Origin of the sequence: Herbaspirillum sp. NPDC087042 (genome assembly GCF_044745245.1) — a bacterium.
In the GTDB taxonomy this organism is placed as follows: Bacteria; Pseudomonadota; Gammaproteobacteria; order Burkholderiales; family Burkholderiaceae_D; genus Herbaspirillum.
The window spans coordinates 22,533-46,056 of the sequence record NZ_JBIUZW010000012.1 but is presented as its reverse complement, the minus strand read 5'-3'; the positions used below and the strand labels follow the sequence as shown (position 1 = coordinate 46,056).

The following is a 23,524-nucleotide window of genomic DNA, read 5'->3' as shown; positions in this document are numbered from 1 at the left end:
AATCCATCACAAGAAGCAAGGAAGACAGGATGCGCGAGATTGCCACGTTGCAAGAATTGAAGTCCCTGGCCGGCACCGAAGTGGCGACCAGTCCATGGATCACGGTCAGCCAGGAGCAGGTGGACCGTTTTGCCGATGCCACCGGCGACCATCAATGGATACACGTCGACCCCGAGCGCGCTGCCCGTGAATTGCCCTATGGCGGCACGGTGGCGCATGGTTTCCTGACGCTGGCGCTGTTGCCGCGCCTGCTGTCGGAGTCGGTCAGCCTGGGGGCCGAGGTGCGCATGCTGCTCAACTACGGGCTCAATCGCGTGCGCTTCCCGGCGCCGCTGCCGGTAGGGCGCCGGGTGCGCGGCATCATCGTGCTGCAATCGGTCGAGGAGATCGCCGGCGGCGCGCAACTGGAATGGGAGATCACCATCGAATGCGAGGGTTCGGACAAGCCGGTCTGCGTGGCCGAATTCCTGGTGCGCCGTTATTGACATGAGGCAAGGCTAGCCATCCTCGCAGATCATCACGATTTGTGTTGCCCGACAACATCGCTGCAATCCGCGTAGCAAGATTTTCACCTCATGCGGGCGAGGAAGGTGCTAAGGTGGACTCCCTGCGGTGGTGCCAGCGCCGAGTCCTGACGCCGCCGCGTGCTTGCCGATGAAGCCGCCCATGATGTCAGAATGCCCCCAACAGCAGGCCGCTGTCTTGTCTCACCGCAACGCGCTGGCCTTCCATCAGCTCACGCTGTCCTTCATCGCCCGTGGCGCGCCGCTGGATCAATTGCTTGATCGCATCGCGGTGGGTTTCTCCCAGGCCTATCCCGAACGCATGGCTGCCATCTTCCTCTTCGATGGACAGGCGCAGCGCATGCGCGTAGGTGCGGCACCGCGGCTGGCACCAGCCCATGTGGCGCAGATCGAGGCGCTGGAGGTGACCCAGGCCGATACCCCTTACTTCTGGAGCCGCTTCGTGGCGCTGGCCGGACAGCACGACACGGCGGTGCTGGAGATGCTGCCCTTGCGCTCCTTTGCCGGCGACGTGGCGGGCATCCTGGTGGTGTGCGCGAGCACCGACCTGCCCGAGTTGCCCGAGGTCGAGCGCGCCGACTATCGGCTGGCCGTCGGCGCGGCGGTCTCGATGGCCATGCTGGCCGTCGAACGTTCGCTGGTGCCACAGCGCACGCCGCTGCAGGCTGAACCGGCCGGCGTGGCCGACCAGCGCATGGCGCTGGCCATCGAAGGCAGTGGCACCGGCATCTGGGACCGCAATGCCGTCACCGGCGAGATGTACTATTCGCGCGGCTGGAAAGCCATCCTCGGCTACGAGGACTGGGAGTTGTCCAGCCATATCGAGGATGCCTATCAGCGCATCCATCCCGATGACCTGGCCTATGTGCAAGAGACCATCCGCCAGCATTTCGAGGCCCGGTCCGACACCTACCAGGTCGAGCACCGCATCCGCTGCCGCGACGGCAGCTACAAGTGGATCAGCAGCCGCGGCAAGGTGGTGGCGCGCGATGCCCAGGGCAATGCCTTGCGCATGATGGGGACCACCACCGACATCACCGAACTCAAGCGCCTCACCGCCAAGCTGGAAAAGAGCAGCCGCCTGCTGGCCGACCTCACCAGCGAGTTTCCCGGCATGGCGTTCCAGTATCGGGTGCCGCCGGGCGAGCGCGGCTATTTCACCTATGTCAGCGAAGGCGCGCGTGAAACCTATGGCTTGTGTCCGCAGCAATTGCTGGACGATCCCTCGGCCATGGAAAGCTTTGTCTATCCCGACGACCTGGCGCTGTTCCGGGCTGCGCGCGATGCCATCCTGGCGGGGGCGGCCCATTGGCGTCTGGAGTTCCGGGTGATGGTGCCGGGCATGGCGCTGCGCTGGCTGCGTGGCCACGCCCGGCCGCGCCGGCTGGAGGACGGGACGGTGCTGTGGCATGGCTTCATCAGCGACATCAGCGAGAGCAAGGCCATCGAGCTGGAGTTGCAGGAATTCGCCCTGACCGACTACCTTACGCAGTTGCCCAACCGGCGCTATTTCATGCAGCGGCTGCAGGAGGAGCATGGCCGCTCCCAGCGTGACATCAACGGCCGCGCCGCCGTGCTGATGTGCGACCTGGATCATTTCAAGCGCATCAACGACACCCATGGCCACGCCGTGGGTGACCGGGTGCTCCAGCATTTCGCCGGCGTGCTCAGGACGCAGTTGCGCAAGGGTGATACGGTGGGGCGGCTGGGCGGTGAGGAATTCGCGGTGATCCTGGCCGGCGCCGACATGGATGCCGCCGCCGAATTCGCCGTTCGTCTGCAGCGCTGCTTTGCCAGCCAGCCCCTCATCCACGAGGGCAAGCTGCTGGAGGTGACGCTGTCGATCGGCATTGCGCTCATGCAGGGCAAGAGCATCGGCCAGGATCAGGTGCTGCGCGCCAGCGACGATGCCTTGTACCGCGCCAAGGAAAGAGGGCGCAATCGTGTGGAGATCGCGCCCTCGTTGTACTAGCTGTCCGCTGGTCCCGCCCCCACGGGGCGGTGTGCTCAGCGCTTCTGGTACTGGCTCTTGCCGAACAGCAGTTCCTTGGCCTTGTCATCCTGCAGCGGCTTGCGCTTGTCGGCCAGCACGGTCACGCCGCGCTGTACGGCCGGGCGTGCGCTGATGGCGTCGAACCAGCGCTTGACGTTGGGGAAGTCTTCCAGCGCGATACCCTGGTTCTTGTGTGAACGGGTCCAGGGGAAGCAGGCGATATCGGCGATGGTGTAGTGCTCGCCGGCCAGGTAGGCATGCTGGCCCAGTTGCTTGTCCATCACCTGGTACAGGCGACGCGCCTCGTTGCTGTAGCGGTTCACCGCGTATTCGATCTGTTCCGGGGCATACAGGCGGAAGTGATGGGCCTGGCCCAGCATCGGTCCCAGGCCGCCCATCTGGAACATCAGCCATTGCAGCACTTCATACTTCTCGCGCGTGGTCTCACCCAGGAAGCGACCGGTCTTGCCGGCCAGGTAGAGCAGGATGGCGCCGGACTCGAACAGCGAGATCGGTTCACCGTCCGGGCCATCCGGATCGACGATGGCGGGGATCTTGTTGTTGGGCGAGATCTTCAGGAATTCAGGCGTGAACTGGTCGCCGGCGCCGATATCGATGGCATGCGCGGTGTAGGGCAGGCCGCATTCCTCCAGCATGATGTGGACCTTGTGGCCGTTGGGCGTGGCCCAGCTGTAGACGTCGATCATGGATGTCCTCGGTAAGTGTGGAGTGACGCTTCGATGGAATTCAAAAAACGATATAAGCGATACAAGCGATATATCGGCTTTACAGCTTGCCCAGCCGATCCAGCGCCAGGCGCAGCGTCTCGTCCTTCTTGGCGAAGCAGAAGCGCACGATGCCCGATTCGGTAGGCGTGTTGTAGAAGGCCGAGACCGGGATGGCGGCCACGCCGATCTCGGTGGTCAGCCACTTGCAGAACTCGGCCTCGGGCAGGTCGGAAATGGCGCCGTACTTCACGCACTGGAAGTAGGTGCCCTGCGAGGGCAGCAGTTCGAAGCGGGTGTTGGCCAGGCCATCGCGGAAGAGATCGCGCTTGTGCTGGTAGAAGGCCGGCAGGTCCAGGTAGGGCGACGGGTCCTTCATGTAGGTCGCCAGGCCGTACTGCACCGGGGTGTTGACGGTGAAGACGTTGAACTGGTGGACCTTGCGGAATTCGGCCGAGAGCGCCGCCGGTGCGGCCACGAAGCCGACCTTCCAGCCGGTGACGTGGTAGGTCTTGCCGAAGCTGGAATTGATGAAGGTGCGCTCGACCAGTTCCGGATGGCGCGCCAGCGATTCGTGCGGCTGGCCATCGTAGACCATGTGTTCGTAGACCTCGTCGGAGAGGATCAGGATGTCGGTGCCGCGCACGATATCGGCCAGCGCCGCCACATCGGCTGCGCGCATGACGCTGCCGGTCGGGTTGTGCGGGGTGTTGACCATGATCATGCGGGTCTTGGGGGTGACGGCCGCTCTGACCTTGTCCCAGGGGATGCTGTAGCCGCGCTCGTCCACGGTCATCTGCACGAATACCGGGATGCCGCCAGCCAGTTCGATGGCCGGTACGTAGCAGTCGTACACCGGTTCGATGACGATGACTTCGTCGCCGGCATGCACCGCGCACAGCACCGAGGTCAGGATGCCCTGGGTGGCGCCGGCGGTGACGGTGATTTCCGAGGCCGGGTCATAGCGGTGGCCGTAGAGTGCCGCGACCTTGTCGGCGATGGCCTCGCGCAGCGGCAGCACCCCCGCCATCGGCGGGTACTGGTTCAGGCCATCCTGCATGGCCTGGGTGACCGCCTGCACCAGCGCCGGGTCGCAGTGGAAATCGGGGAAGCCTTGTCCCAGATTGACCGCGCCTTTTTCGCTGGCCAGTGCAGACATGACGGTGAAGATGGTGGTGCCGACCTTGGGCAGTTTGGTAACGATGTTGGGGGTGCTCATTGCAGCGGGCCTGATCCGTATGATTGTCGCAAGCCCGTTATTCTAGCCGGATTCCCGGCGCGGTTCAGGTCGACGGATCAGCTGGCCATGGCGAGGAAGGCATCGGCGCGCCAGTGTTGCGGCTGCACGATGGAAAACATGCCACGCTTGACGGTGCGCTTGCCCAGCTTGAGCACGGCCTTGTCCTTGCTCACCAGTACGTGGGCGCGGCATTGCAGGGCCAGTTCCAGGAACTTCTGGTCGTCGCGATCGGTGCACAGCGGCAGCCCGAAGGTATTGACCTCGGCCAGCGGCAGGCAGTGCAGCAGGCGGTCGAAGTGGGCGCAGATGGCCGGCTTGTCGGCGGCGCTTACCGGCAGGTGGGGATAGTCCAGCACCGCCAGCCATTCGTTGCGGCAATCCACGCGGGTGAAGGCCTGCACGCGGCCCTCTTCCAGTGCCTGCCGCAGGGCGTCCCAGCGCGGATCCCGGAAGACGAACAGGTCAAGGCAGACATTGGTATCGAGCACCAGCCGCTGGCGCTGGTCATCAGCCGGAAGCGCCTCGGACGGGCTGGTGGAGGGGGTAGAAGAGGGGGAGGGGCTGGCCTGGGTGTCCTGGGTATGCATGAATCGGTCAAACTAGTTATCGATGCCGCGGTTCGGGGCGGGCGGAACGTCCTGCGTGGCGAACAGGTCGCCACCGCTGTCGAGCGCATCATACCCCTGATCGGTCACGCGCCAGAAATTGTGCATGTCCACCGCCGCCAGCCCGCGGTCGTGCAACAGCCGCAGGTGGTGCAGGATCAGTTCCGGTGCCACCTGGCCGGGCAGGGAGGCATGGATCTTTTCCACGTCGCCGTAGATGGTGCCGAAAGATGCCAGTTGCTTGAGGATGGCGCCCATGAGGGCCTTGTCGCGTTTCATGATGTCCTCCTTGCCGGGACGGCAGGCTGGTGATGCGCCAGATGGCGTGCGCAATGTTCCTGCCTGGATTGACAAGAAAATGCGGCACAAGTGCCGGTCAATTCAGTTATCGGCTGTCTGGCGGGAACATTGATTCATTGTATGTTTTTATTGACCAAGGGCAAGCCCGTTGCACGCCCGCCTGGTCAAAAAAACAGCCCCGCCAGGGCGGGGCTGCTGTTGTCGATGATCAGAACTGCTCCCATTCACCCTCGGCCTCGCTGCCGCCCACGGGCTTGTTGGCGGGTTTGCGGGCGGGCAGGGCGGGAACCGGCTTGTGCGCTGCCACCGGTGCCGCGGCCGGCGCAACAGGCTTGGCGCGGGCGGCTGGCCTGGGCGCCGGGCCGGCCGAGGGGGGCGCGCTATGGGCGCGGTCCAGCTTGAAGACGCTCACCAGCTCGGCCAGGCGGGAGGCCTGCTCCTGCAGCGATCCGGCCGCAGCCGCGGCTTCTTCCACCAGGGCCGCGTTCTGTTGCGTGACTTCGTCCATCTGCGTGATGGCGATGTTGACCTGCTCGATGCCGTCGCTCTGCTCGGAGCTGGCGGCGGTGATCTCGCCCACGATGTCGGTGACGCGGCGTACGCTGGCCACCACCTCGGTCATGGTGCTGCCGGCCTGTTCGACCAGGCGGCTGCCGGTATCGACCTTGGAAACCGAGTCGTCGATGAGCAACTTGATCTCCTTGGCCGCCGCCGCCGAGCGCTGGGCCAGCGAACGCACCTCGGAGGCCACCACCGCGAAGCCGCGTCCCTGTTCGCCGGCGCGGGCCGCTTCGACCGCTGCATTCAGGGCCAGGATATTGGTCTGGAAGGCGATGCCGTCGATGACGCTGATGATTTCCACGATCTTGCGCGAGGAGGCATTGATGGCGCCCATGGTATCGACCACCTGCGAGACCACGGTGCCGCCCTGGGTCGCCACGTCCGAGGCCGAGTTGGCCAGCTGGTTGGCCTGGCGGGCGTTGTCGGCGTTCTGCTTGACGGTGGAGGTCAGCTCTTCCATGGCAGAGGCGGTCTCTTCCAGCGAACTGGCCTGTTCTTCGGTACGGGTGGAGAGGTCGAGGTTGCCGGTGGCGATTTCTCGGGAGGCGGTATTGATGGTGTCGGTGCCTTCGCGCACCTGGCTGACGATGCGCAGGAGACTGTCGTTCATGGCCTTGAGCGAGCGCATCAGGTGGCCGGTTTCATCACGGCCGGCCGGCTTGATGTCGACCGTCAGATCGCCATCGGCCACGCGTTCGGCCACATGCATGGCATCCTGCAGGGGGCGCGAGACGATGCGCGCCACCCAGGTCGCCAGCATCAGGCCCAGGCCGATGCAACAGGCCAGCAACACCATGATGAGTGTGCGCGAGGTCTCGTAGCGATCCTGGGCTTGCAGGTCGGTCTTCTCGCTGGCATCGATATTGATCTTGACGGCGTTGTCGAGGTTGCCGAACAGGCGCAGGTAGACCGGCGTGGCCTGTTTCATGAGCATCTCGCGGGCGTCATCGATCTTGTTGGCGCGCACCAGCGTGGCGATCTCCTGGTGCATCTTGATGAACAGGGCGAGGTCGTTCTTGATGGCTGAGAAATAGCCTTTTTCGGCATCCATGTTGACCAGCGGGGCGTACTTGTCCAGCGCCGCGTTCATGGTGGTGAACATGTCGGCGATCAGCTTTTCATTGTTCTCCACGTTGGCTTCGTTGCCCGGCAGCAGGTGCTGCAACTGCACGGTGCGGATGCGCGCCAGTGCGACCTTGGCTTCCAGCGGATACCGCACGCTGGGCAGGGAATTGGTGGCCAGATCGGTAGAGGCCTGGTTGACCCGGGCCAGTTGCACGATCGAGAACACGCCCTGGATGGCGGTCAGTACGAGGATGGCGGCAAAGGTGAGCAAGAGCTTGCGGGCGATGCGCAGATCGTAGAACCAGTTCATGGTGTGTCCTTTGGCGAGGAGGTGCTGCAAGTGGATGCAGTCGAGGAACGGGAATGGAGCCCTGGGAATGAGTGTAGGAGGCAGTGGCGGCTGGCAAAAGCTGCAACAGCCTGTCTTTTGCGCGCCAAATTGCGGTATCAACCCGGGTTGGCAGCGCGGCGCACGTTCGGCGCAGTTTCGGTATCATGGCGGCCAATCTCTACAATGGATGAATCCCCGATGCTGATTGTCTTGTCTCCCGCCAAGTCGCTGGACTACGATACGCCCGCCAACACTGATCTGCACACCACGCCGGCCTTCGTGCCGCGCTCGGCCGAGCTGATCGAGGTGCTCAAGAAACTCTCGCCGGCTGAGATCGGTAGCCTGATGAGCATTTCCGACCAGCTGTCGGTGCTCAACGTCAACCGCTATGCCTCCTGGTCGCGCAAGTTCTCCACCAAAAATGCCAAGCAGGCCGTGCTGGCCTTCAACGGCGATGTCTACGAGGGCTTGCAGGCCGCGTCGCTCAACGGCAAGCAACTGGACTACCTGCAGAACCATGTGCGCATCCTCTCCGGCCTCTACGGCATGTTGCGTCCGCTGGACCTGATGCAGCCTTACCGCCTGGAAATGGGGACCAAGCTGGCCAATGCCCATGGCAAGGATCTGTACGCCTTCTGGGGCAGCGAGATCACCGAGGCGATCAATACCGAACTGGCCGCGCAGAAGACGCCGGTGCTGGTGAACCTGGCCTCGGAAGAGTATTTCAAGGTGGTCAAGCCCAAGCTGCTCAAGGCCCAGGTGATCTCGCCGGTGTTCGAGGACTGGAAGGGCGGCAAGTACAAGATCATCTCCTTCTATGCCAAGCGCGCGCGCGGCCTGATGGCGCGCTATGCCGCCCTGAAGAACATCAGCCAGCCCGAAAAGCTCAAGGCCTTCGACCTGGATGGCTATGCCTTCGCCGCTGACGCCTCCACCGAGAGTAGCTGGGTGTTCCGCCGCAAGCTGGAAGCCTGAGCCGGCCGGATCTGCCTCAGGGCGTGTTGCGCTCTGGCGCCGGGCAATAAAAAAACCTCGCCATCTGCATGGCGAGGTTTTTTATTGGCCGAAGGGGCCCGAGCCCGAGCTTGTCGCTGTTGCCCGGCGGTCTTACCAGACCTTCCACCAGGGATTTTCCTTCTTCTTGGGGCCACCGTTGTACCAGGGGCTGTTCGGATAGGTGGCCTGGATGACGCGTTCGGTGTCTTCCTTGAGCTTGGTCTGGCCCAGCGCATCGTAGGAGCGCATCAGGATGAACAGGGCTTCCTCGTTGGCCGGCGAATCAGGATATTGCTTGATGGCAGCCTGGGCACGGTTGGCCGCCGACACGTAGGCGCCACGGCGGAAGTAGTAGTTCGCCACGTGGACGTCGTACTGCGACATGGCATTGACCAGGTAGCGCATGCGGGCGATGGCGTCCGGGGTGTACTTGCTGTCCGGGAAGCGCTCGGCCAGCAGCTTGAACGAATCGAAGGCGTCGCGCATGGCCTTGGGATCGCGTTCGGTGTTGTCCTGGTCGGTGATGGTGTCGAAGATGCTGGTGCGATCATTGAAGTTGATCAGGCCACGCAGGTAGTACATGTAATCGACGTTGGGATGATTGGGGTGCAGCTTGACGAAGCGATCCACCGCCGCCAGGCCCTGTGCCTGCTCGTTCTGGCGGTAGTAGGCATAGGCGATATCCATCTGCGCTTGCTGGGCATAGGTACCGAAGGGGTAGCGCGATTCCAGCTTTTCGAAGTACTTGATGGACTTCTCGTAGCCGCCGGCATTCAGTTCATCCTTGGCTTCCGAGTATAATTTGGCGGCAGACCAGCCGACTGTCTCGTCCTTTTGCTCTGGCAACAGGCCGCAGGCGGTGAGCGAGAGGGCAAAACCGATGATGAAGAACTTCAATAAGATTTTGTGCATGACTCTTGTGTGCTTGTCTGGGACTTATCAGTTGTGCATGGCGCAGTGCGCCTCCCGAGCCGGCTGCATCGATACCCGAAATACAATCAACCCGATCCGGCGATTATAGCTGATGTCACGTAAGAAACCCCCTGAGATTACAAATGGCCAAGAGCCTGTAAAGACCGACCTCCCGCTGGAGGACGATTTCGATGACGGCGACGCTGCCGCCGACGAAAGCGCCACCGGCCTGGAGCCCCTGACCCTGCGCCTGGACGACGACGTCATCGGCCAGCGGCTGGACAAGGTATTGTCCGGCCTGATGCCCGAATTCTCGCGCAACCGCATCCAGCAATGGATCGAGGATGGCCATGTCACCGTCAATGGTGCCCCGGCCAAGGCCAAGATGACCATGCTGGGCGACGAGCTGGTGGAGGTGGCGCCGCAATCGGTGCCGGCCGAGCAGCCCTACGGCCCGGAACCCATGGCGCTGGACATCCTGCATGAAGACCGCGCCATCATCGTGCTCAACAAGCCGGCCGGCCTGGTGGTCCATCCGGCCGCGGGCAACTGGAGCGGCACGCTCCTGAACGGCCTGTTACACCATTGCCCGGCGCTGGCCAAGGTGCCGCGTGCCGGCATCGTGCACCGCCTGGACAAGGAAACCAGCGGCCTCATGGTCGTGGCCAAGACCCTGGCGGCCCAGACCGACCTGGTGCGGCAGTTGCAGGCGCGCAGCATGAAGCGCCAGTACGTGGCGCTGGTGTGGGGCTTGCCGCAATTGTCCGGCACCGTCGATGCGCCGATGGCACGCCATCCGCGCGACCGCATCAAGATGGCGGTGTCGCAGAGCATGCGGGCCAAGGCGGCGGTGACCCATTACCGTCGCATGGCCACCGGCGAGATCGAGCGCAAGCCGGTCAGCCTGGTGCATTGCCGCCTGGAAACCGGGCGTACCCACCAGATCCGCGTCCACCTGCAGTCGCTGGGCTTCCCGCTGGTGGGCGATGCGCTGTATGGCAAGCAGCACCTGGTGACGGTGTTCCCGCGCCAGGCCCTGCTGGCGGGCCGCCTGGGCCTGGTGCATCCGACCTCGGGCAAGTTCCGCCAGTGGGCTGCGCCCCTGCCGGAAGACATCCTGGCCCTGCTGCAGCGTGCCGGCATCGATCCGGCACTGGCCGAGATTCCCGAGATGAGCGAGGAGCCCGACCAGGTGCTGGGCGACTTTGACGACGATGACGAGTATTGATCGCGCCCGGACCATGGAACTCCTGATCCCCGACTGGCCGGCACCGGCCAACATCGGTGCCCTGACCACCCTGCGCGCCGGCGGCTACAGCCCGGCGCCTTATGGGGATGGGCAGGGTGGCCCCGGCCTGAATCTGGGGACCCATGTCGAGGATGATCCTGCCCTGGTCGCCCGTAACCGCGCGCAGCTGCGACGCCTGCTGCCGCAGGAGCCGGCCTGGCTCACGCAGGTGCATGGCGTGACGGTGCTGGATGCGGCCGCGTTGCCGGCCGATGCGCAAGCCGATGCCTGTATCAGCACCACGCCCGGCGCGGTGTGCGTGATGATGACCGCGGACTGCCTGCCGGTGCTGTTCTGCGACCGTGCCGGCACCGTGGTGGGCGCGGCCCATGCCGGCTGGCGCGGCCTGGCCGCCGGCGTGCTGGAAAACACCGTGGCCGCCATGCGCGCACGCGGCGCGACCGACATCCTGGCCTGGCTGGGGCCGGCCATCGGTCCGGACAACTTCGAGGTCGGCGCCGAGGTGAAAGAGGCTTTCGTGCAGCAGCAGGAAAGCGCGCAACGGGCATTTCGCGACTATCCGGGACGACCGGGCAAGTACCTGGCCGACATCTACCAGCTGGCGCGCCTGCGCCTGGCGGCGGTGGGGGTGGACCAGGTCAGCGGCGGTGGCCTGTGTACGGTGGCCGATACGCGCTTCTACTCCTATCGGCGCGACCGCACCACCGGGCGCATGGGCTCGCTGATCTGGCTCAAGTGATGGTGTAGTGGTGCGCGAGGCATGACGCGATGGCGGCTCCCGGGAGCCGCCATTTTTTTTTCGTCAGGGATGGCTTTGCAGGGCGTGGATCAATTCCCGCGTGTGTCCCGGCAAGCCTTCCAGGCCACGCACGCAGATGAGCAGGTGGCGACGGCTCCAGCCATCGGCCAGCGGGATGGCGCGGATTTCCATGTGGGCCGCGCTGGTGGTGGCGGCGGTCTCCGGGATCACGGCCACGCCGACCTGATGCTCGACCATGCGGCAGATGCCCTCGAAGCTGCGCAGGCGCACCCGGTATTGCAGGCGTTTGCCGGCGCGCGTGGCGTGGCCCGAGAGGTGTTGCTGCAAGGCGCTGTCGCCGGAGAGGCCGACGAAATCCTCGCCCAGCAACTCGGCAAAGTCCAGCGACTTGCGGCGCGCCAGCGGGTGCTTCTTCGATAGCACCGCCACCAGGTGGTCCTGGCGGAACGGATAGGTCTGCAGGGGGCCGCTGTCGGTGGAGTCGGCGATGATGCCGACGTCGGCCACGCCATCGACGACCGCCTGGACCACTTCGTAGCTCAGCTTTTCTTCCAGTTCGATATCGGTATGGGGGTGGCGCGCCAGGAAGCGCGCCAGCACCTCCGGCAGGAACTCGGTCATGGCCGAGGTATTGCACAGCAGCCGGATATGGCCCTTCAATCCCTGCGCATATTGCCCCAGCTCATCGCGCAACTGTTCCATCTGCTGCGCCATCATGCGCGCGTGGTGGGCCAGCGCGCGGCCGGCATCGGTGGTCTGGACGCCGCGCCGGCCGCGCTCCAGCAGGGCCGTGCCCAGCGCATCTTCCATGTTGCGGATACGCGCACTGGCCGAGGCCAGCGCCATGTGCGCGCGGGTGGCGCCAGCGGTGATGCTGCCACTCTCGACGATGTGGAGAAACAGGCGCAGGTCGGAGAGTTCGAATCGGTTGCTCATGGCAGGGCAGGGGGGGCAGGGGAAAGAGAGGTTCTGCCTTCGTCCAGGCCGAAGGCTGGCTAAGTGTATTCCACATTTCCAGCCGGTGCGAGGACTGGCAGACTGGGACACCTCGATCTACCCACACGGTGTTTCTCGCCAATTCTCCCATGACCAGTCTGCTCTCCTTCATCGACATGAATGCCACGGTACTGGCGGCCAGCCTGGCAGTGTTCCTGCTGGCCGGCTTCGTCAAGGGCGTCATCGGCCTGGGCTTGCCGACGGTGGCGGTGGGCTTGTTGAGCCTGGTGATGTCGCCCGTGCAGGCGGCCGCCTTGCTGATTGTGCCTTCGATGGTGACCAATGGCTGGCAGTTGCTCTCGGGGGGCGCCTTCCTGGCGCTGGCGCGACGACTCTGGGGCCTGCTGGCCGGGATCGTGCTGGGGGCCCTGGCGGGCAGCGGCTTCATGGGCGCCGATGGCGGGCGCCACGCCATCGTCGTGCTGGGGCTGGCACTGGTGCTGTATGCAGTGGCGGGTCTGGCCTCGTTCACGCTGTCGGTGCCGGCCGCGCAGGAGAAATGGTGGTCGCCCGTGATCGGTGTGCTGACCGGCCTGGTCACGGCCGCCACCGGCGTGTTCGTGATCCCCGCCGTGCCTTACCTGCAGGCGCTGGGTTTGCAGCGTGATGAACTGATCCAGGCGCTGGGCCTGTCCTTTACCGTGTCGACCCTGGCGCTGGCGATCAACCTGGGGCAAGGCGGCGCCTTCGGTGGCGGCGTTGGCTGGGCGTCGCTGGTGGTGCTGTTGCCCGCCCTGCTGGGCATGGCCATCGGCACCCGCGTGCGCGGCATGGTGCGCGCGGCGACCTTCCGGCGCTGCTTCTTCATCGGCTTGCTGTTGCTGGGTGTGCACCTGGCCTGGCATATCCTGGCCTAGGTGGCGGCATGCGACCCTATCCTGTTTCCGCCAGTGCCTGGAAGATAGAAGGGCCCAGCGAGCGGCAGCCCAACGAAGTCCATGTCTATGCCTACCTGGATGGCAGCATGATTGCCATGCTTGATTGTGAGTTACGCGAAAGTGACTTCGTGCAGTTACGTATGGCCTATGTCTCGCCGCCCTGGCGAGGATCGGCTGTCCTGCGCGACATGCTTGCCGTACTGAAACCCCGTTATCGGCGCATCAGCGTCAAGCGGGCCTCAGGGCGTGGGTCGTATCGCTGAGTTTCCTGCCGACGGCACAGGTCATGCTGCACTGCGCAAACCATTGCCTGGCAAGGCTTCCGTGATCGCCGCGAGCCTGCGTGATATCCGTATTTTATTAGTTTTCATGATCCCCTCCGGTGCGCACATCCTGATGCGCCGGGCCTTGCGCGCTTGCCCGTCCCTCGGCGGACTCGCTTTTCATCAAGCCGTCAGCTTCGGTCTGCCGCAGGCCGGCAGCTTTTAATTTCTCTTTCTTTTGACGATTCCGCTTGCGTTGCGGCGTACCCATCAGGTATAAAACAACGGTCAAGGGAAATATCCCGTACAGCAGGAACGTGGTCACTCCGGCGACCGCCGACTGCTCGGTAATCGACATCATGAAGACGACGTAGAGCCATGCGATTGCGACGATGTACATGGTGAAATGGCGCTTCGATACAAACCGTAAAGATACGCGAAAATTGCAGATCCGAGCATGAACAAGCAGAGTCCGCAGCAACCTTCTCCCGATGTATCCGCGTGGCTGGCCCAGATGTCCGATCCTAAATTCTGGACTTCGCTTCAGTCGCAATTCCAATCCCAGTTCCAGCAGTTCAAGCCGCCTGCGCAGGCCTTCCAGGGTTTCCCTGGCATGGGCATGCCGCCCGGTGCTGGCCAGCTCGATCCTGCGGCACTGAGCCGGCAGCTTGGCGAGCTCGGGGCCACCATCGATCCGGCCGACATGGTGCGCTTGCAGCAGGACTACACCCAGCAGTTCGCCGAGCTCTGGCAATCGGTGCTGTCCTCCAGGACCCCGGCCATTACCGACCGCCGACTGTCGGCGCCGGCCTGGCAGGAGCATCCCTACTTCGCATTCCAGGCCGCGGCCTACCAGCTCAATTCGCAGTTCCTGCTGGCCCTGGCCGATGCCGTGAAGGGCAGCGACAAGGTACGCCACAAGCTGCGTTTTGCGGTGCAGCAAATGATCGATGCGATGTCGCCGGCGAACTTCCTGGCCACCAATCCGGTGGCCCAGCAGAAGGTCATCGAGACGCGCGGCGAGAGTCTCACCAAGGGCATCGCGCAGTTGCTGGCCGACCTGCAGAAGGGCCATGTGTCGCAGACCGACGAGACCGCCTTCGAGGTGGGTCGTGATGTCGGTGCCAGCGCCGGCACGGTGATCTTCGAGAACGAGCTGTTCCAGCTGATCCAGTACACGCCGCTGACCAAGACCGTGCATGCGGTGCCGCTGCTGATCGTGCCACCCTGCATCAACAAGTTCTACATCCTCGACCTGCAACCGCAGAATTCGCTGGTGCGCTATACGGTGGAGCAGGGGCATACGGTGTTCCTGATCTCCTGGCGCAATGCCGACGCTTCGGTCGATGGCGCCACCTGGGACCAGTATGTCGATGACGCCGTGGTGCGGTCCATCCATATCGTCCAGGAGATCAGCAAGCAGCCGCAGATCAATGCGCTGGGCTTCTGCGTGGGCGGCACCATCCTGTCCTGCGCATTGGCCCTGCTGGCCGCGCGCGGCGAGGATCCGGTCTCCAGCCTGACGTTGCTGACGACCTTCCTGGATTTCTCCGATACCGGCGCCATCGATGTCTATATCGACGAGATGCAGCTGGCCCTGCGCGAGCAGATGATCGGCAAGCGCGGCCTGATGGCCGGGCGCGATTTCGCCAGCGCCTTCTCCAGCCTGCGTCCCAACGACCTGCTGTGGAACTACGTCGAATCCAACTACCTCAAGGGCGAGCCGCCCAGTGCCTTCGACCTGCTGTACTGGAACGCCGACAGCACCAACCTGCCGGGTCCGATGTTCTGCTACTACCTGCGGCACATGTACCTGGAGAACGCGCTTAAGGATCCGGGTCGCCTGACCGTGGGGGGCGAAAAGATCGACCTGCGCAAGATCACTGCGCCGGCCTTCGTCTATGCCTCCCGTGACGATCACATCGTGCCGTGGAAGTCGGCCTATGCCACGCTGGGCCTGATCAACGCGGCCAAGCCGGCCAACAACCGCTTCGTGCTGGGCGCCTCCGGCCACATTGCCGGCGTGATCAATCCCGCTTCCAAGAACAAGCGCAACTACTGGATCAATGACAAGGCCAAGACCGGCGTGGATGCCGATGCCTGGCTGGCCGGTGCAGTCGATCATCCGGGGAGCTGGTGGAGCCAGTGGGCCGAATTCCTGGCCAAGCATGGCGGGCGCAAGGTGGCCGCGCCCAAGGCGGCCGGATCGTCCCGCTACCAGGGTATCGAGCCGGCCCCGGGGCGCTACGTCAAGGTCAAGGCAGACCAGTAGGCCTGCCGGCAGGATCCACCAGCCGGTCATAGAAGCCGGCGGTGACGATAAAAAGAGGGCGGCCGCCGGCAACGGCTCCGCCGACAGAGAGAGACGGCCCGCGCCGCATCCGCGGCGGCGCCAGGGTCAGAGATATTCAGGGAAGCCAGGACAAGTCGCGGCCTCCCGAACAATGCGGCGCAACGCAGACGCGAAGAGGGGAGCAGGGTAGCACCCCAATAATCACCATCCCTAAAGGAGGCAGCAAATGAGCAAGCGTATCGCATATGTGACCGGCGGCATGGGCGGCATCGGAACCGCCATCTGCACCCGCCTGTGCAAGGACGGCTACACCGTCGTGGCAGGCTGCGGTCCGAATTCCGCGCGCAAGGACAAGTGGCTCGCCACGATGCGCGAACAGGGGTTCGACATCCACGCATCCGAAGGCAACGTGTCCGACTGGGAGTCGACCAAGGCGGCCTTCGAGAAGGTCCGTGCCGAGATCGGCGAAGTCGACGTGCTGGTCAACAACGCCGGCATTACCCGTGACGGCCAGTTCCGCAAGATGAGCAAGGATGACTGGGACTCGGTCATCGATACCAACCTCAATTCGCTCTTCAACGTGACCAAGCAGGTCATCGAAGGCATGTGTGAGCGCGGTTTCGGTCGCATCGTCAACATCTCCTCGGTGAACGGCCAGAAGGGCCAGTTCGGCCAGACCAACTACTCCACCGCCAAGGCCGGCATTCACGGCTTCACCATGGCACTGGCGCAGGAAGTGGCGACCAAGGGCGTGACCGTCAATACCGTTTCTCCTGGCTACATCGGGACCGACATGGTGCGTGCGATCCGTCCGGAAGTGCTGGAAAAGATCGTCTCCGGCATCCCCGTCAAGCGCCTGGGCGAACCCGAGGAAATCGCCTCCATCGTGGCCTGGATCGCTTCGTCTGAAGGTGGTTATGCGACCGGTTCGGACTTCTCCCTGAACGGCGGCCTGTACATGGGCTGACGGCCATCGCCGTCTCCGGCCTGCCTGCGAGGGTGGGCCGGGGCTGCGAGCCTTGCGGATTTGCTCCGCATTGCGCGAAGAGGCTCCCTATTCTCGTGCTTCCCCCCTATAATGGCTTGCGTTGTTGCCATGCAAAAAAGGTGGCATCCGCGTCGCCAGGCTGACGCGAACGGCGCAACAGTAGAAGAAGCAAGGAGAGGACAGAGACAATGTCCCGGACGCCCGCGGGTCGGGATCGCAATCATGCGGACCCGCTACCGCTGCAAACCATGGCCGGCAAACGGCTGAATAAGAGAGACTGGACTTCAGATGACTACTGCAAAAAATTCGGCAGAACGCTTGATCAAGAAATACCCCAATCGCCGTCTTTACGATACCCAGACCAGTTCCTACATCACCTTGACCGACGTCAAGCAGCTGGTGCTGGACAACGAGGATTTCACCGTCGTCGACGCCAAGAATGGTGACGACCTGACCCGCAGCATCCTGTTGCAGATCATCCTGGAAGAAGAGTCGCATGGTGTGCCGATGTTCTCCAGCGGCGCGCTGTCGCAGATCATCCGCTACTATGGCCACGCCATGCAGGGCATGATGGGCAACTACCTGGAAAAGAACATCCAGACCTTCATCGACATCCAGAACAAGCTGGCCGAGAATTCCAAGGGCTTCTACGAAGGCAAGCCCTTCAGCCCGGAAATGTGGACCCAGTTCATGAATGTGCAGGGGCCGATGATGCAGGGCATGATGAGCAACTACATTGAGCAGAGCAAGAACCTGTTCATCCAGATGCAGGAGCAGATGCAGAGCCAGACCAAGAACATGTTCGGTACCTTCCCCTTCGGTACACCGGGCAATCCGCCGGATCAGAAGAAGTAATCTGCCCGCTGGTGCGCCAGCAACTGCGAAAACGGCCCGTCACGGGCCGTTTTGCATTGAAGCGGGCGGGGCAGGGCCTGTAGGCGGGCAGTGTGCCGAAAAGCCGCAAAAGAGGGCGCGCGGCGGCAGACGTTGTACAATAGCGCCCTGATTTTTAAAGCATTTTCCGCTTTTTCCCGGTTTTTCCGGATTTTTCCGTTTTTCGCCAGTTTCTTCAGCCCGCACGCCATGTCCAACCCATCCTCTCCCGCTAGCCCGGCCCTGCCCAAGGTCGGTTTTGTCTCCCTCGGCTGCCCCAAGGCACTGGTCGACTCCGAGCAGATCCTGACCCAGCTGCGCGCCGAAGGCTACGATACCGCCAAGTCCTATGACGGTGCCGACCTGGTCATCGTCAACACCTGCGGTTTCATCGACGCAGCGGTGCAGGAGTCGCTGGACGCCATCGGCGAAGCCTTGAACGAGAACGGCAAGGTCATCGTCACCGGTTGCCTGGGCGCCAAGAAGGATGCCGACGGCGACGACATCATCCACAAGATCCACCCCAAGGTCTTGGAAGTGACCGGCCCGCACGCCGTGGGCGAGGTCATGCAGGCGGTGCACAAGCACCTGCCCAAGCCGCATGCCCCCTTCATCGACCTGGTGCCGCCGCAGGGCGTCAAGCTCACGCCCAAGCATTTTGCTTACCTGAAGATTTCCGAAGGCTGCAACCATCGCTGCAGCTTCTGCATCATCCCCTCCATGCGTGGCGACCTGGTGTCGCGTCCCATCGCCGATGTCATGCTGGAAGCCGAGAACCTGTTCAAGGCCGGCGTGAAGGAGCTGCTGGTGATTTCGCAGGACACCAGCGCCTATGGCGTGGATGTGAAGTTCCGTACCGGCTTCTGGAACGGCAAGCCCATCAAGACCCACATGACCCAGCTGGTCGGCGCCCTGGGCGAGCTGGCCCAGCAGTATGGCGCCTGGGTGCGCCTGCACTACGTCTACCCGTATCCGCACGTGGACCAGATCATTCCGCTGATGGCCGAGGGCAAGATCCTGCCTTACCTGGACGTGCCGCTGCAGCACGCCCATCCTGACGTGCTCAAGCGCATGAAGCGCCCGGCCAACGGCGAAAAGAACATCGAACGTATCCAGGCCTGGCGCGCCATGTGCCCGGACATCACGATCCGCTCCACCTTCATCGCCGGTTTCCCCGGCGAGACCGAGGCCGAATTCGAGTACCTGATGGACTTCCTCAAGGAAGCCGAGATCGACCGCTTGGGCTGCTTCGCCTACTCGCCGGTGGAAGGCGCGACCGCCAACGAGATCGCCAATCCGGTACCGGAAGAAGTGCGCGAGGAACGTCGTGCTCGCGTGATGCAACTGCAGGAAGAGATCTCCAAGAAACGCCTGCAAGCCAAGGTCGGCAAGACCCTGCGCGTGCTGATCGACGAAGTGGATCGCAATGGCGGCACCGGTCGCACCTATTCGGATGCGCCCGAGATCGATGGCGTGGTCTATGTGAAGCCGCCGTTCGAGCCGCATCGCAAGCTGGAAGTCGGTCAGTTCGTCGATGTGCGCATCACCGCCGCCGACGCCCACGACCTGTGGGGTGCCGCCGAGTGAGCCCGCTGATGTATCGGCAGCGGGGCAGGCTGGTCGCCGCGTTGCTGTCCCTGGCGTGCCTGGCGCTGCCCGCCGCGCAGGCTGCAGCACAGGCTGCAACACCGGCGGCCGACGCCAGCCAGGGCTCGCTGCAGCAGGTCCTGATGACGCATGCGCTGGTCTTGCGCGGCCAGATCGATGGTCGTGCCATCCAGCTGTCGCTGCAACCGAAGAAGAATGAAGATGGCCTGGAAGGCCGCTACTTCTTCTTCGGCGGTTCGCCCGAGATCCTGGTGGCCGGCGAGGTCGAGGGCGACGACTTCATCATGGAAGAATCCATCAATGGCCGCGATGTCTCCGGCCAGTGGGAAGGTCACCGGGATGGGCAATCCATCACCGGTACCTGGTCCAGCGCCGACGGCGCCATCACCAAGCCATTCGCCCTGCAATTGCCCTGATCCCCCGCGCCCGCTGCGCGGGCGTCTGTCTGTTGCTTTCGATGTCGGCGGGCTGCGCGTATAGTGAAGCCTTTGCGCGGTCCATCAGCGACCGCGTCTCCATCGATTTCAGAAGGCAGATTCGTGTCACACGCCAAGCAGACTCCGCAGACTTCCCTGGTCCATAGCAACTACCGCGCCCCCGATGGCTTCGAGGCCTTCCCGGTGGGTATCCATCACGCTTCCACGGTGCTGTTCCCCGATGTTGCCTCGATGCGCTCGCGCGACTGGCGCGAGAAGCTGGGTTATACCTACGGCCTGCACGGCACGCCGACCAGCTTCGTGCTGGAGGCGCGGCTGGCCGAGATCGAGGGCGGTACCTATTGCCGCGTCACCCCCAGCGGGCTGGCGGCCATCGCGATGGTCAACTTTGCCTTCCTCAAGACCGGCGATGAAGTGCTGCTGCCCGATAACGTCTACGGCCCCAGCAAGGACCTGGGCCAGTGGCTGGAACGCGATTTCCAGATCACCGCGCGTTTCTACGATCCCATGATCGGTGCCGGCATCGCCGACCTGATCGGCCCCCATACCCGCCTGGTCTGGACCGAGGCGCCGGGATCGGTGTCCATGGAGGTGCCGGATATTCCGGCCCTGTGTCGTGCCGCCCATGACAAGGGCGTGCTGGTGGCCATCGACAATACCTGGTCGGCTGGTCTGGCCTTCAAGGCCTTCGATCATGGCGTGGACATCGTCATGCAGGCCGTCACCAAATACCAGTCCGGCGGGTCGGACGTGCTGATGGGCGCCGTGATCGTGCGCGACCAGGCGCTCAATGAGCGGCTGGAACTGGCGCACATGCGCCTGGGCTTTGGCGTGGGGATGGACGACGTGTATCTGGTCCTGCGCAGCCTGTCCTCGATGCGCCTGCGTTTCGAGGCCCATGATGCTGCCGCACGCAAGGTGGCGACCTGGCTCAAGCAACGGCCCGAGATCGCGGCGGTCTTGCATCCCGCCTTCGAGGATTGCCCTGGTCACGCCCACTGGAAGCGCGATTTCACGGGGGCCGGCGGGCTGTTCTCGGTGATCTTCGATCCGCGCTATGTGGAAGAACAGACCGATCGCTTCGTCGATAGCCTGAAACTGTTCAAGATCGGCTACAGCTGGGGCGGTGCCCACAGCCTGTGTGTACCTTATCGCATGAAGGGCATGCGTCGCGACTGGCAGCGCGAGGGGCAACTGGTGCGTTTCAATATCGGCCTGGAGTCTCCCGAGGATCTGATCGCCGATATCGAGCAGGCCCTGGGTCGGCTCTGACGCGACGAAGTCACAGGAGTGAGCGGGGCGGCAGTATGGTGGAGTTAACTGTTTGACAGTTGAATAAAGCTAAATGCTGCCTCTTATTCCCATTTTGCAATGGTAGCGTTGACGATATGATGCATATCAATCGGGAAATCCTTGCGCATGTTGCGAAAAATGCGTGAAGCTGTGTAAATAACTGCAAGTTTTTACGTGGCTATGGATGAATCTCAATACAGTGTAGGCGCCAACCAGGTCTTCAATGCCAGGATGAGCTAGTCGTGACGCAGCAACATGAGCACAGGTTCCGGCAATAATTTACATGTGAATATGTTGTTTTATAAGAAACTTATTTCTTGCATTTCAAGCCAGAAACCTTTTGATCGGGAAATTCCTGATTGTGCCGCAAAGGTGCTGGCAGCTTGAAAGCAAGTCAAAAGTCTCGAATTACTTAGAGTAGATTTCTCAAATTTGTAAGACAAAATCCTACAAATTGAAGCGTCGTGTCTCCGACGAAAAATACCGACCAAGTCTAATTCCCCGCCTGTCCTGCCCCCCTCAGAATTGGCTTGCAGTCAAGTAAGTGTAACTGACTGTAAGCAGCAGGAAGTTTCTTACCGAGGTGGGGTGCCAATGAATACCAACGACATGATGGCGGAAATCCGCGATGCCAACCTGAGCTATCTCATGCTGGCGCAGCAGATGATCCGATCCGACAAGCCGACGGCGATTTTCCGTCTCGGCATCAGCGCGGAGATCGCAGACCTGATCGAAGGCCTGTCCAACGCGCAGATCATGAAACTGGCGGCCACCAACATGATGCTGACGCGTTTTCGTTTCGACGACGGCGCCATACTCGGCATGCTGACCAACTACAACAAGGACAAGAGCCTGGCCCAGTCGCATGCGGCCATCCTCATGGCCTGTCAGCCCAGCGAACAAATTTCGTAAAACAACAAGACAAACAGGGCCGGCGCGGCCAGGGGCAGTCAACGCGCCGGAGAGGAAGACGTTGAGTAGCACATTGGTTTTTGTGTCTTGGATTTGAAGCCTGATGTCTGCACACGCCTGAGTGCGCAGAGTGGGGTCAGGCAGTTTCATTACGAAATCACCGGGGGTAGCAACATGGCTAAGAAAAGCGTTGTCACAGAGGCGCAGGAAATTCAGTTGGCCATTGAATTGATCAACCTGGGGGCTCGCCTCCAGTTGCTGGAATCCGAAACTTCGCTGTCGCGCGAGCGCCTGCTGAAGCTGTACAAGGAATTGAAGGGGGTGTCGCCGCCCAAGGGGATGTTGCCGTTCTCGACGGACTGGTTCATCACTTGGCAGCCCAACATCCATTCGTCGCTGTTCATCAATATCCATCGCTATCTGGTGGAGCATGCCCGCATCAATGGCATCGAGGCGGTGATGAAGGCCTACAAGCTCTATCTGGAGCAGGTCGGCCCCAATGATGCCGGCGAGCCGGTGCTGTCGCTGACCCGTGCCTGGACCCTGGTGCGCTTCTTCGAAAGCAAGATGCTCATGACCACGCCCTGTTGCAAGTGCAGTGGCCACTTCGTGGTGCATCGCCTGGACCTGCATCAGGACTATCTGTGCGGCCTGTGCCACATGCCCTCGCGCGCAGGCAAGACCAAGAAGGCCAAGGATGCCGTGGTCACTGCGCTGGTCGAAGCAGCCATGCCGATGGCCGTATCGGCGCCGCTGGTGGCGGTGGCCTGAGCCCCTGGCAGTACGAAGGCGACGGCCTGGTATGTCCAACACGATAAGGCCGATTGCCTAGATGTCCGAACAAGAGAATGACCCCGGCGCCCGTCGCAGGCCACTGCGACAGGCGCCGGCGATCCAGGCCTTGCTGCTGTTCCTGTTGGCCCTGGTCGCGGCCAACGTGATCGATGTGCTGGTCCAGCGCGCCGGTTTTCCTCCTATTTCCCCATTGCCGATGTCCCTGCTGCATGGCCTGCTGGCCGCCTTGCTGGCGCGCTGGCGCCGACTGGCCGTCTGGTGGTGGGTGATCCTGGCGTTGTTCCCGCTGGCCGCGCTGGTGGTGGGGCGCCTGCAAGTGCCGCCATGGATGTTCCTGGCGGTCTTCCTGTTCATGCTGGTGTTGTTCTGGTCTACCTTCCGTAGCCAGGTGCCGTTCTATCCGTCCGGGCAGCCGGCCTGGGATGCCGTGGCGGGTCTCTTGCCGGCTGGACGGCCGATCCGCTTCATGGATATCGGCAGCGGCCTGGGTGGCGCCGTGCTGGATCTGGCGCGACGCCGTCCCGAGAGCCAGTTCACCGGTATCGAGATTGCACCCTTGCCCTGGTTGGTGAGTCGATTGCGTGCAGCCCTGGCCGGCAATTCCTGTCGTTTTATGCGAGGTGACTACCTGTTACTGGACTTCGCCGACTATGATGTCGTGTTTGCCTACCTGTCGCCGGCGGCGATGCTTGCCCTCTGGCACAAGGCGCGCGCCGAGATGCGGCCGGGAACGCTCCTGCTCAGCTACGAGTTCCACATCCCCGGTACCTCGCCGGATGTGGTGATCCAGCCGGAAGGGGGTGGTCCGCTTCTGCATGGCTGGCGCATGTAAAGGGAAGTGGCAGGGGCGAGACGCGGCGTATCAAGTTTGGGCGGATTTGGTCGTAAATCAAAAAGGAAGGGCGTTTTTCGGTTATGTATTCCCCC

General features: G+C 62.9%; 25 protein-coding genes. 16 read left to right on the top strand and 9 right to left on the bottom strand.

Annotated features, from left to right (window positions below; all coding sequences use genetic code 11):
* Positions 1-29 precede the first annotated feature (29 nt).
* A complete protein-coding gene (locus ACIPHN_RS16765; RefSeq protein WP_400437855.1) occupies positions 30-485 on the top strand; it encodes a MaoC family dehydratase in 456 nt (151 codons plus the stop codon).
* Between the two features lie 217 nt (positions 486-702).
* On the top strand, positions 703-2,496 hold the full coding sequence (locus ACIPHN_RS16760) for a diguanylate cyclase (RefSeq protein ID WP_400437854.1): 1,794 nt from the start codon (positions 703-705) through the stop codon (positions 2,494-2,496).
* Between the two features lie 35 nt (positions 2,497-2,531).
* Here the strand turns inward: ACIPHN_RS16760 and ACIPHN_RS16755 are convergent, their stop codons facing one another.
* From ACIPHN_RS16755 to ACIPHN_RS16735, 5 genes are all read right to left on the bottom strand, one after another.
* Entirely contained in the window at positions 2,532-3,224 is a 693-nt protein-coding gene (locus ACIPHN_RS16755; protein WP_400437853.1) for a glutathione binding-like protein, read from the bottom strand.
* Positions 3,225-3,303: 79 nt separating this feature from the next.
* On the bottom strand, positions 3,304-4,461 hold the full coding sequence (locus tag ACIPHN_RS16750) for a pyridoxal phosphate-dependent aminotransferase (protein ID WP_400437852.1): 1,158 nt from the start codon (positions 4,459-4,461) through the stop codon (positions 3,304-3,306).
* A 77-nt stretch (positions 4,462-4,538) separates the two neighbouring features.
* Positions 4,539-5,069, bottom strand: a complete 531-nt coding sequence (locus tag ACIPHN_RS16745; RefSeq protein WP_400437851.1) for a putative toxin-antitoxin system toxin component, PIN family — start codon at positions 5,067-5,069, stop codon at positions 4,539-4,541.
* A 12-nt stretch (positions 5,070-5,081) separates the two neighbouring features.
* On the bottom strand, positions 5,082-5,366 hold the full coding sequence (locus tag ACIPHN_RS16740) for a hypothetical protein (RefSeq protein ID WP_400437850.1): 285 nt from the start codon (positions 5,364-5,366) through the stop codon (positions 5,082-5,084).
* Between the two features lie 229 nt (positions 5,367-5,595).
* Positions 5,596-7,323, bottom strand: a complete 1,728-nt coding sequence (locus ACIPHN_RS16735) for a methyl-accepting chemotaxis protein (RefSeq protein ID WP_400437849.1) — start codon at positions 7,321-7,323, stop codon at positions 5,596-5,598.
* A gap of 219 nt (positions 7,324-7,542) precedes the next feature.
* On the opposite strand from ACIPHN_RS16735, the gene yaaA reads away from it, so the two are divergent.
* Positions 7,543-8,319 carry a peroxide stress protein YaaA gene (yaaA, locus tag ACIPHN_RS16730; RefSeq protein ID WP_400437848.1) on the top strand — a complete coding sequence of 259 codons (777 nt, stop codon included), beginning with the start codon at positions 7,543-7,545 and terminating at the stop codon, positions 8,317-8,319.
* A 132-nt stretch (positions 8,320-8,451) separates the two neighbouring features.
* Here yaaA and ACIPHN_RS16725 read toward each other — a convergent pair whose 3' ends face one another.
* Positions 8,452-9,252 carry an outer membrane protein assembly factor BamD gene (locus ACIPHN_RS16725; RefSeq protein ID WP_400437847.1) on the bottom strand — a complete coding sequence of 267 codons (801 nt, stop codon included), beginning with the start codon at positions 9,250-9,252 and terminating at the stop codon, positions 8,452-8,454.
* Between the two features lie 112 nt (positions 9,253-9,364).
* Between ACIPHN_RS16725 and ACIPHN_RS16720 the strand changes: the two genes are divergently transcribed.
* Positions 9,365-10,480, top strand: a complete 1,116-nt coding sequence (locus ACIPHN_RS16720) for an RluA family pseudouridine synthase (protein WP_400437846.1) — start codon at positions 9,365-9,367, stop codon at positions 10,478-10,480.
* 13 nt (positions 10,481-10,493) lie between these two features.
* Entirely contained in the window at positions 10,494-11,240 is a 747-nt protein-coding gene (pgeF, locus tag ACIPHN_RS16715; protein ID WP_400437845.1) for a peptidoglycan editing factor PgeF, read from the top strand.
* Between the two features lie 63 nt (positions 11,241-11,303).
* Here pgeF and ACIPHN_RS16710 read toward each other — a convergent pair whose 3' ends face one another.
* A complete protein-coding gene (locus tag ACIPHN_RS16710; protein WP_400437844.1) occupies positions 11,304-12,197 on the bottom strand; it encodes a LysR substrate-binding domain-containing protein in 894 nt (297 codons plus the stop codon).
* Between the two features lie 149 nt (positions 12,198-12,346).
* Between ACIPHN_RS16710 and ACIPHN_RS16705 the strand changes: the two genes are divergently transcribed.
* Both ACIPHN_RS16705 and ACIPHN_RS16700 read left to right on the top strand, forming a co-directional pair.
* Positions 12,347-13,114, top strand: a complete 768-nt coding sequence (locus ACIPHN_RS16705; protein ID WP_400437843.1) for a sulfite exporter TauE/SafE family protein — start codon at positions 12,347-12,349, stop codon at positions 13,112-13,114.
* A gap of 8 nt (positions 13,115-13,122) precedes the next feature.
* The gene (locus tag ACIPHN_RS16700) at positions 13,123-13,398 is read left to right on the top strand and encodes a hypothetical protein (protein WP_400437842.1); all 276 of its coding nucleotides are present in this window, start codon (positions 13,123-13,125) and stop codon (positions 13,396-13,398) included.
* A gap of 97 nt (positions 13,399-13,495) precedes the next feature.
* Here the strand turns inward: ACIPHN_RS16700 and ACIPHN_RS16695 are convergent, their stop codons facing one another.
* Positions 13,496-13,798, bottom strand: a complete 303-nt coding sequence (locus tag ACIPHN_RS16695; RefSeq protein ID WP_400437841.1) for a hypothetical protein — start codon at positions 13,796-13,798, stop codon at positions 13,496-13,498.
* 57 nt (positions 13,799-13,855) lie between these two features.
* Here ACIPHN_RS16695 and ACIPHN_RS16690 point away from each other — a divergent pair, with 57 nt between their 5' ends.
* The 3 genes from ACIPHN_RS16690 to phaR all read left to right on the top strand — a co-directional run bounded on the left by ACIPHN_RS16690 (position 13,856) and on the right by phaR (position 17,534).
* Positions 13,856-15,670 (top strand): PHA/PHB synthase family protein, encoded by a 1,815-nt coding sequence (locus ACIPHN_RS16690; protein ID WP_400437840.1) that lies wholly within the window; start codon positions 13,856-13,858, stop codon positions 15,668-15,670.
* 247 nt (positions 15,671-15,917) lie between these two features.
* The gene (locus ACIPHN_RS16685) at positions 15,918-16,658 is read left to right on the top strand and encodes a 3-ketoacyl-ACP reductase (protein WP_400437839.1); all 741 of its coding nucleotides are present in this window, start codon (positions 15,918-15,920) and stop codon (positions 16,656-16,658) included.
* A gap of 309 nt (positions 16,659-16,967) precedes the next feature.
* Positions 16,968-17,534 (top strand): polyhydroxyalkanoate synthesis repressor PhaR, encoded by a 567-nt coding sequence (phaR, locus tag ACIPHN_RS16680; RefSeq protein ID WP_198980691.1) that lies wholly within the window; start codon positions 16,968-16,970, stop codon positions 17,532-17,534.
* Here phaR and ACIPHN_RS16675 read toward each other — a convergent pair.
* A complete protein-coding gene (locus ACIPHN_RS16675; protein ID WP_400437838.1) occupies positions 17,522-17,764 on the bottom strand; it encodes a hypothetical protein in 243 nt (80 codons plus the stop codon). The two genes, phaR and ACIPHN_RS16675, sit on opposite strands and share 13 nt — an antisense overlap.
* Here ACIPHN_RS16675 and rimO point away from each other — a divergent pair.
* The 6 genes from rimO (at position 17,763) to ACIPHN_RS16645 (ending at position 23,429) form a co-directional block, all read left to right on the top strand.
* Positions 17,763-19,139, top strand: a complete 1,377-nt coding sequence (gene rimO / locus ACIPHN_RS16670; protein WP_400437837.1) for a 30S ribosomal protein S12 methylthiotransferase RimO — start codon at positions 17,763-17,765, stop codon at positions 19,137-19,139. The two genes, ACIPHN_RS16675 and rimO, sit on opposite strands and share 2 nt — an antisense overlap.
* A gap of 8 nt (positions 19,140-19,147) precedes the next feature.
* Positions 19,148-19,576: a hypothetical protein gene (locus ACIPHN_RS16665; protein ID WP_400438004.1), complete on the top strand. Its 429-nt coding sequence runs from the start codon at positions 19,148-19,150 to the stop codon at positions 19,574-19,576.
* 123 nt (positions 19,577-19,699) lie between these two features.
* Positions 19,700-20,869, top strand: coding sequence for a cystathionine beta-lyase (locus ACIPHN_RS16660; protein WP_400437836.1), 1,170 nt, complete (start codon positions 19,700-19,702; stop codon positions 20,867-20,869).
* Between the two features lie 615 nt (positions 20,870-21,484).
* Positions 21,485-21,802: a flagellar transcriptional regulator FlhD gene (gene flhD / locus ACIPHN_RS16655; RefSeq protein WP_017451773.1), complete on the top strand. Its 318-nt coding sequence runs from the start codon at positions 21,485-21,487 to the stop codon at positions 21,800-21,802.
* Between the two features lie 174 nt (positions 21,803-21,976).
* Positions 21,977-22,573 (top strand): flagellar transcriptional regulator FlhC, encoded by a 597-nt coding sequence (gene flhC, locus ACIPHN_RS16650; RefSeq protein WP_400437835.1) that lies wholly within the window; start codon positions 21,977-21,979, stop codon positions 22,571-22,573.
* Between the two features lie 61 nt (positions 22,574-22,634).
* Positions 22,635-23,429 carry a class I SAM-dependent methyltransferase gene (locus tag ACIPHN_RS16645; RefSeq protein ID WP_400437834.1) on the top strand — a complete coding sequence of 265 codons (795 nt, stop codon included), beginning with the start codon at positions 22,635-22,637 and terminating at the stop codon, positions 23,427-23,429.
* Positions 23,430-23,524: the final 95 nt, after the last annotated feature.

Excerpts from the sequence above, each read along its gene's own strand:
- ACIPHN_RS16735 (WP_400437849.1), bottom strand. The coding sequence starts at position 7,323 with ATGAACTGGTTCTACGATCTGCGCATCGCCCGCAAGCTCTTGCTCACC.
- ACIPHN_RS16765 (WP_400437855.1), top strand. The coding sequence starts at position 30 with ATGCGCGAGATTGCCACGTTGCAAGAATTGAAGTCCCTGGCCGGCACC.
- ACIPHN_RS16755 (WP_400437853.1), bottom strand. The coding sequence starts at position 3,224 with ATGATCGACGTCTACAGCTGGGCCACGCCCAACGGCCACAAGGTCCAC.
- ACIPHN_RS16740 (WP_400437850.1), bottom strand. The coding sequence starts at position 5,366 with ATGAAACGCGACAAGGCCCTCATGGGCGCCATCCTCAAGCAACTGGCA.
- ACIPHN_RS16645 (WP_400437834.1), top strand. The coding sequence starts at position 22,635 with ATGTCCGAACAAGAGAATGACCCCGGCGCCCGTCGCAGGCCACTGCGA.
- ACIPHN_RS16750 (WP_400437852.1), bottom strand. The coding sequence starts at position 4,461 with ATGAGCACCCCCAACATCGTTACCAAACTGCCCAAGGTCGGCACCACC.
- ACIPHN_RS16695 (WP_400437841.1), bottom strand. The coding sequence starts at position 13,798 with ATGTACATCGTCGCAATCGCATGGCTCTACGTCGTCTTCATGATGTCG.
- ACIPHN_RS16685 (WP_400437839.1), top strand. The coding sequence starts at position 15,918 with ATGAGCAAGCGTATCGCATATGTGACCGGCGGCATGGGCGGCATCGGA.
- ACIPHN_RS16705 (WP_400437843.1), top strand. The coding sequence starts at position 12,347 with ATGACCAGTCTGCTCTCCTTCATCGACATGAATGCCACGGTACTGGCG.
- ACIPHN_RS16690 (WP_400437840.1), top strand. The coding sequence starts at position 13,856 with ATGAACAAGCAGAGTCCGCAGCAACCTTCTCCCGATGTATCCGCGTGG.
- ACIPHN_RS16710 (WP_400437844.1), bottom strand. The coding sequence starts at position 12,197 with ATGAGCAACCGATTCGAACTCTCCGACCTGCGCCTGTTTCTCCACATC.
- rimO (WP_400437837.1), top strand. The coding sequence starts at position 17,763 with ATGTCCAACCCATCCTCTCCCGCTAGCCCGGCCCTGCCCAAGGTCGGT.
- yaaA (WP_400437848.1), top strand. The coding sequence starts at position 7,543 with ATGCTGATTGTCTTGTCTCCCGCCAAGTCGCTGGACTACGATACGCCC.
- flhC (WP_400437835.1), top strand. The coding sequence starts at position 21,977 with ATGGCTAAGAAAAGCGTTGTCACAGAGGCGCAGGAAATTCAGTTGGCC.
- phaR (WP_198980691.1), top strand. The coding sequence starts at position 16,968 with ATGACTACTGCAAAAAATTCGGCAGAACGCTTGATCAAGAAATACCCC.
- ACIPHN_RS16745 (WP_400437851.1), bottom strand. The coding sequence starts at position 5,069 with ATGCATACCCAGGACACCCAGGCCAGCCCCTCCCCCTCTTCTACCCCC.
- pgeF (WP_400437845.1), top strand. The coding sequence starts at position 10,494 with ATGGAACTCCTGATCCCCGACTGGCCGGCACCGGCCAACATCGGTGCC.
- ACIPHN_RS16675 (WP_400437838.1), bottom strand. The coding sequence starts at position 17,764 with ATGGCGTGCGGGCTGAAGAAACTGGCGAAAAACGGAAAAATCCGGAAA.
- ACIPHN_RS16665 (WP_400438004.1), top strand. The coding sequence starts at position 19,148 with ATGTATCGGCAGCGGGGCAGGCTGGTCGCCGCGTTGCTGTCCCTGGCG.
- ACIPHN_RS16700 (WP_400437842.1), top strand. The coding sequence starts at position 13,123 with ATGCGACCCTATCCTGTTTCCGCCAGTGCCTGGAAGATAGAAGGGCCC.
- ACIPHN_RS16725 (WP_400437847.1), bottom strand. The coding sequence starts at position 9,252 with ATGCACAAAATCTTATTGAAGTTCTTCATCATCGGTTTTGCCCTCTCG.
- flhD (WP_017451773.1), top strand. The coding sequence starts at position 21,485 with ATGAATACCAACGACATGATGGCGGAAATCCGCGATGCCAACCTGAGC.
- ACIPHN_RS16720 (WP_400437846.1), top strand. The coding sequence starts at position 9,365 with ATGTCACGTAAGAAACCCCCTGAGATTACAAATGGCCAAGAGCCTGTA.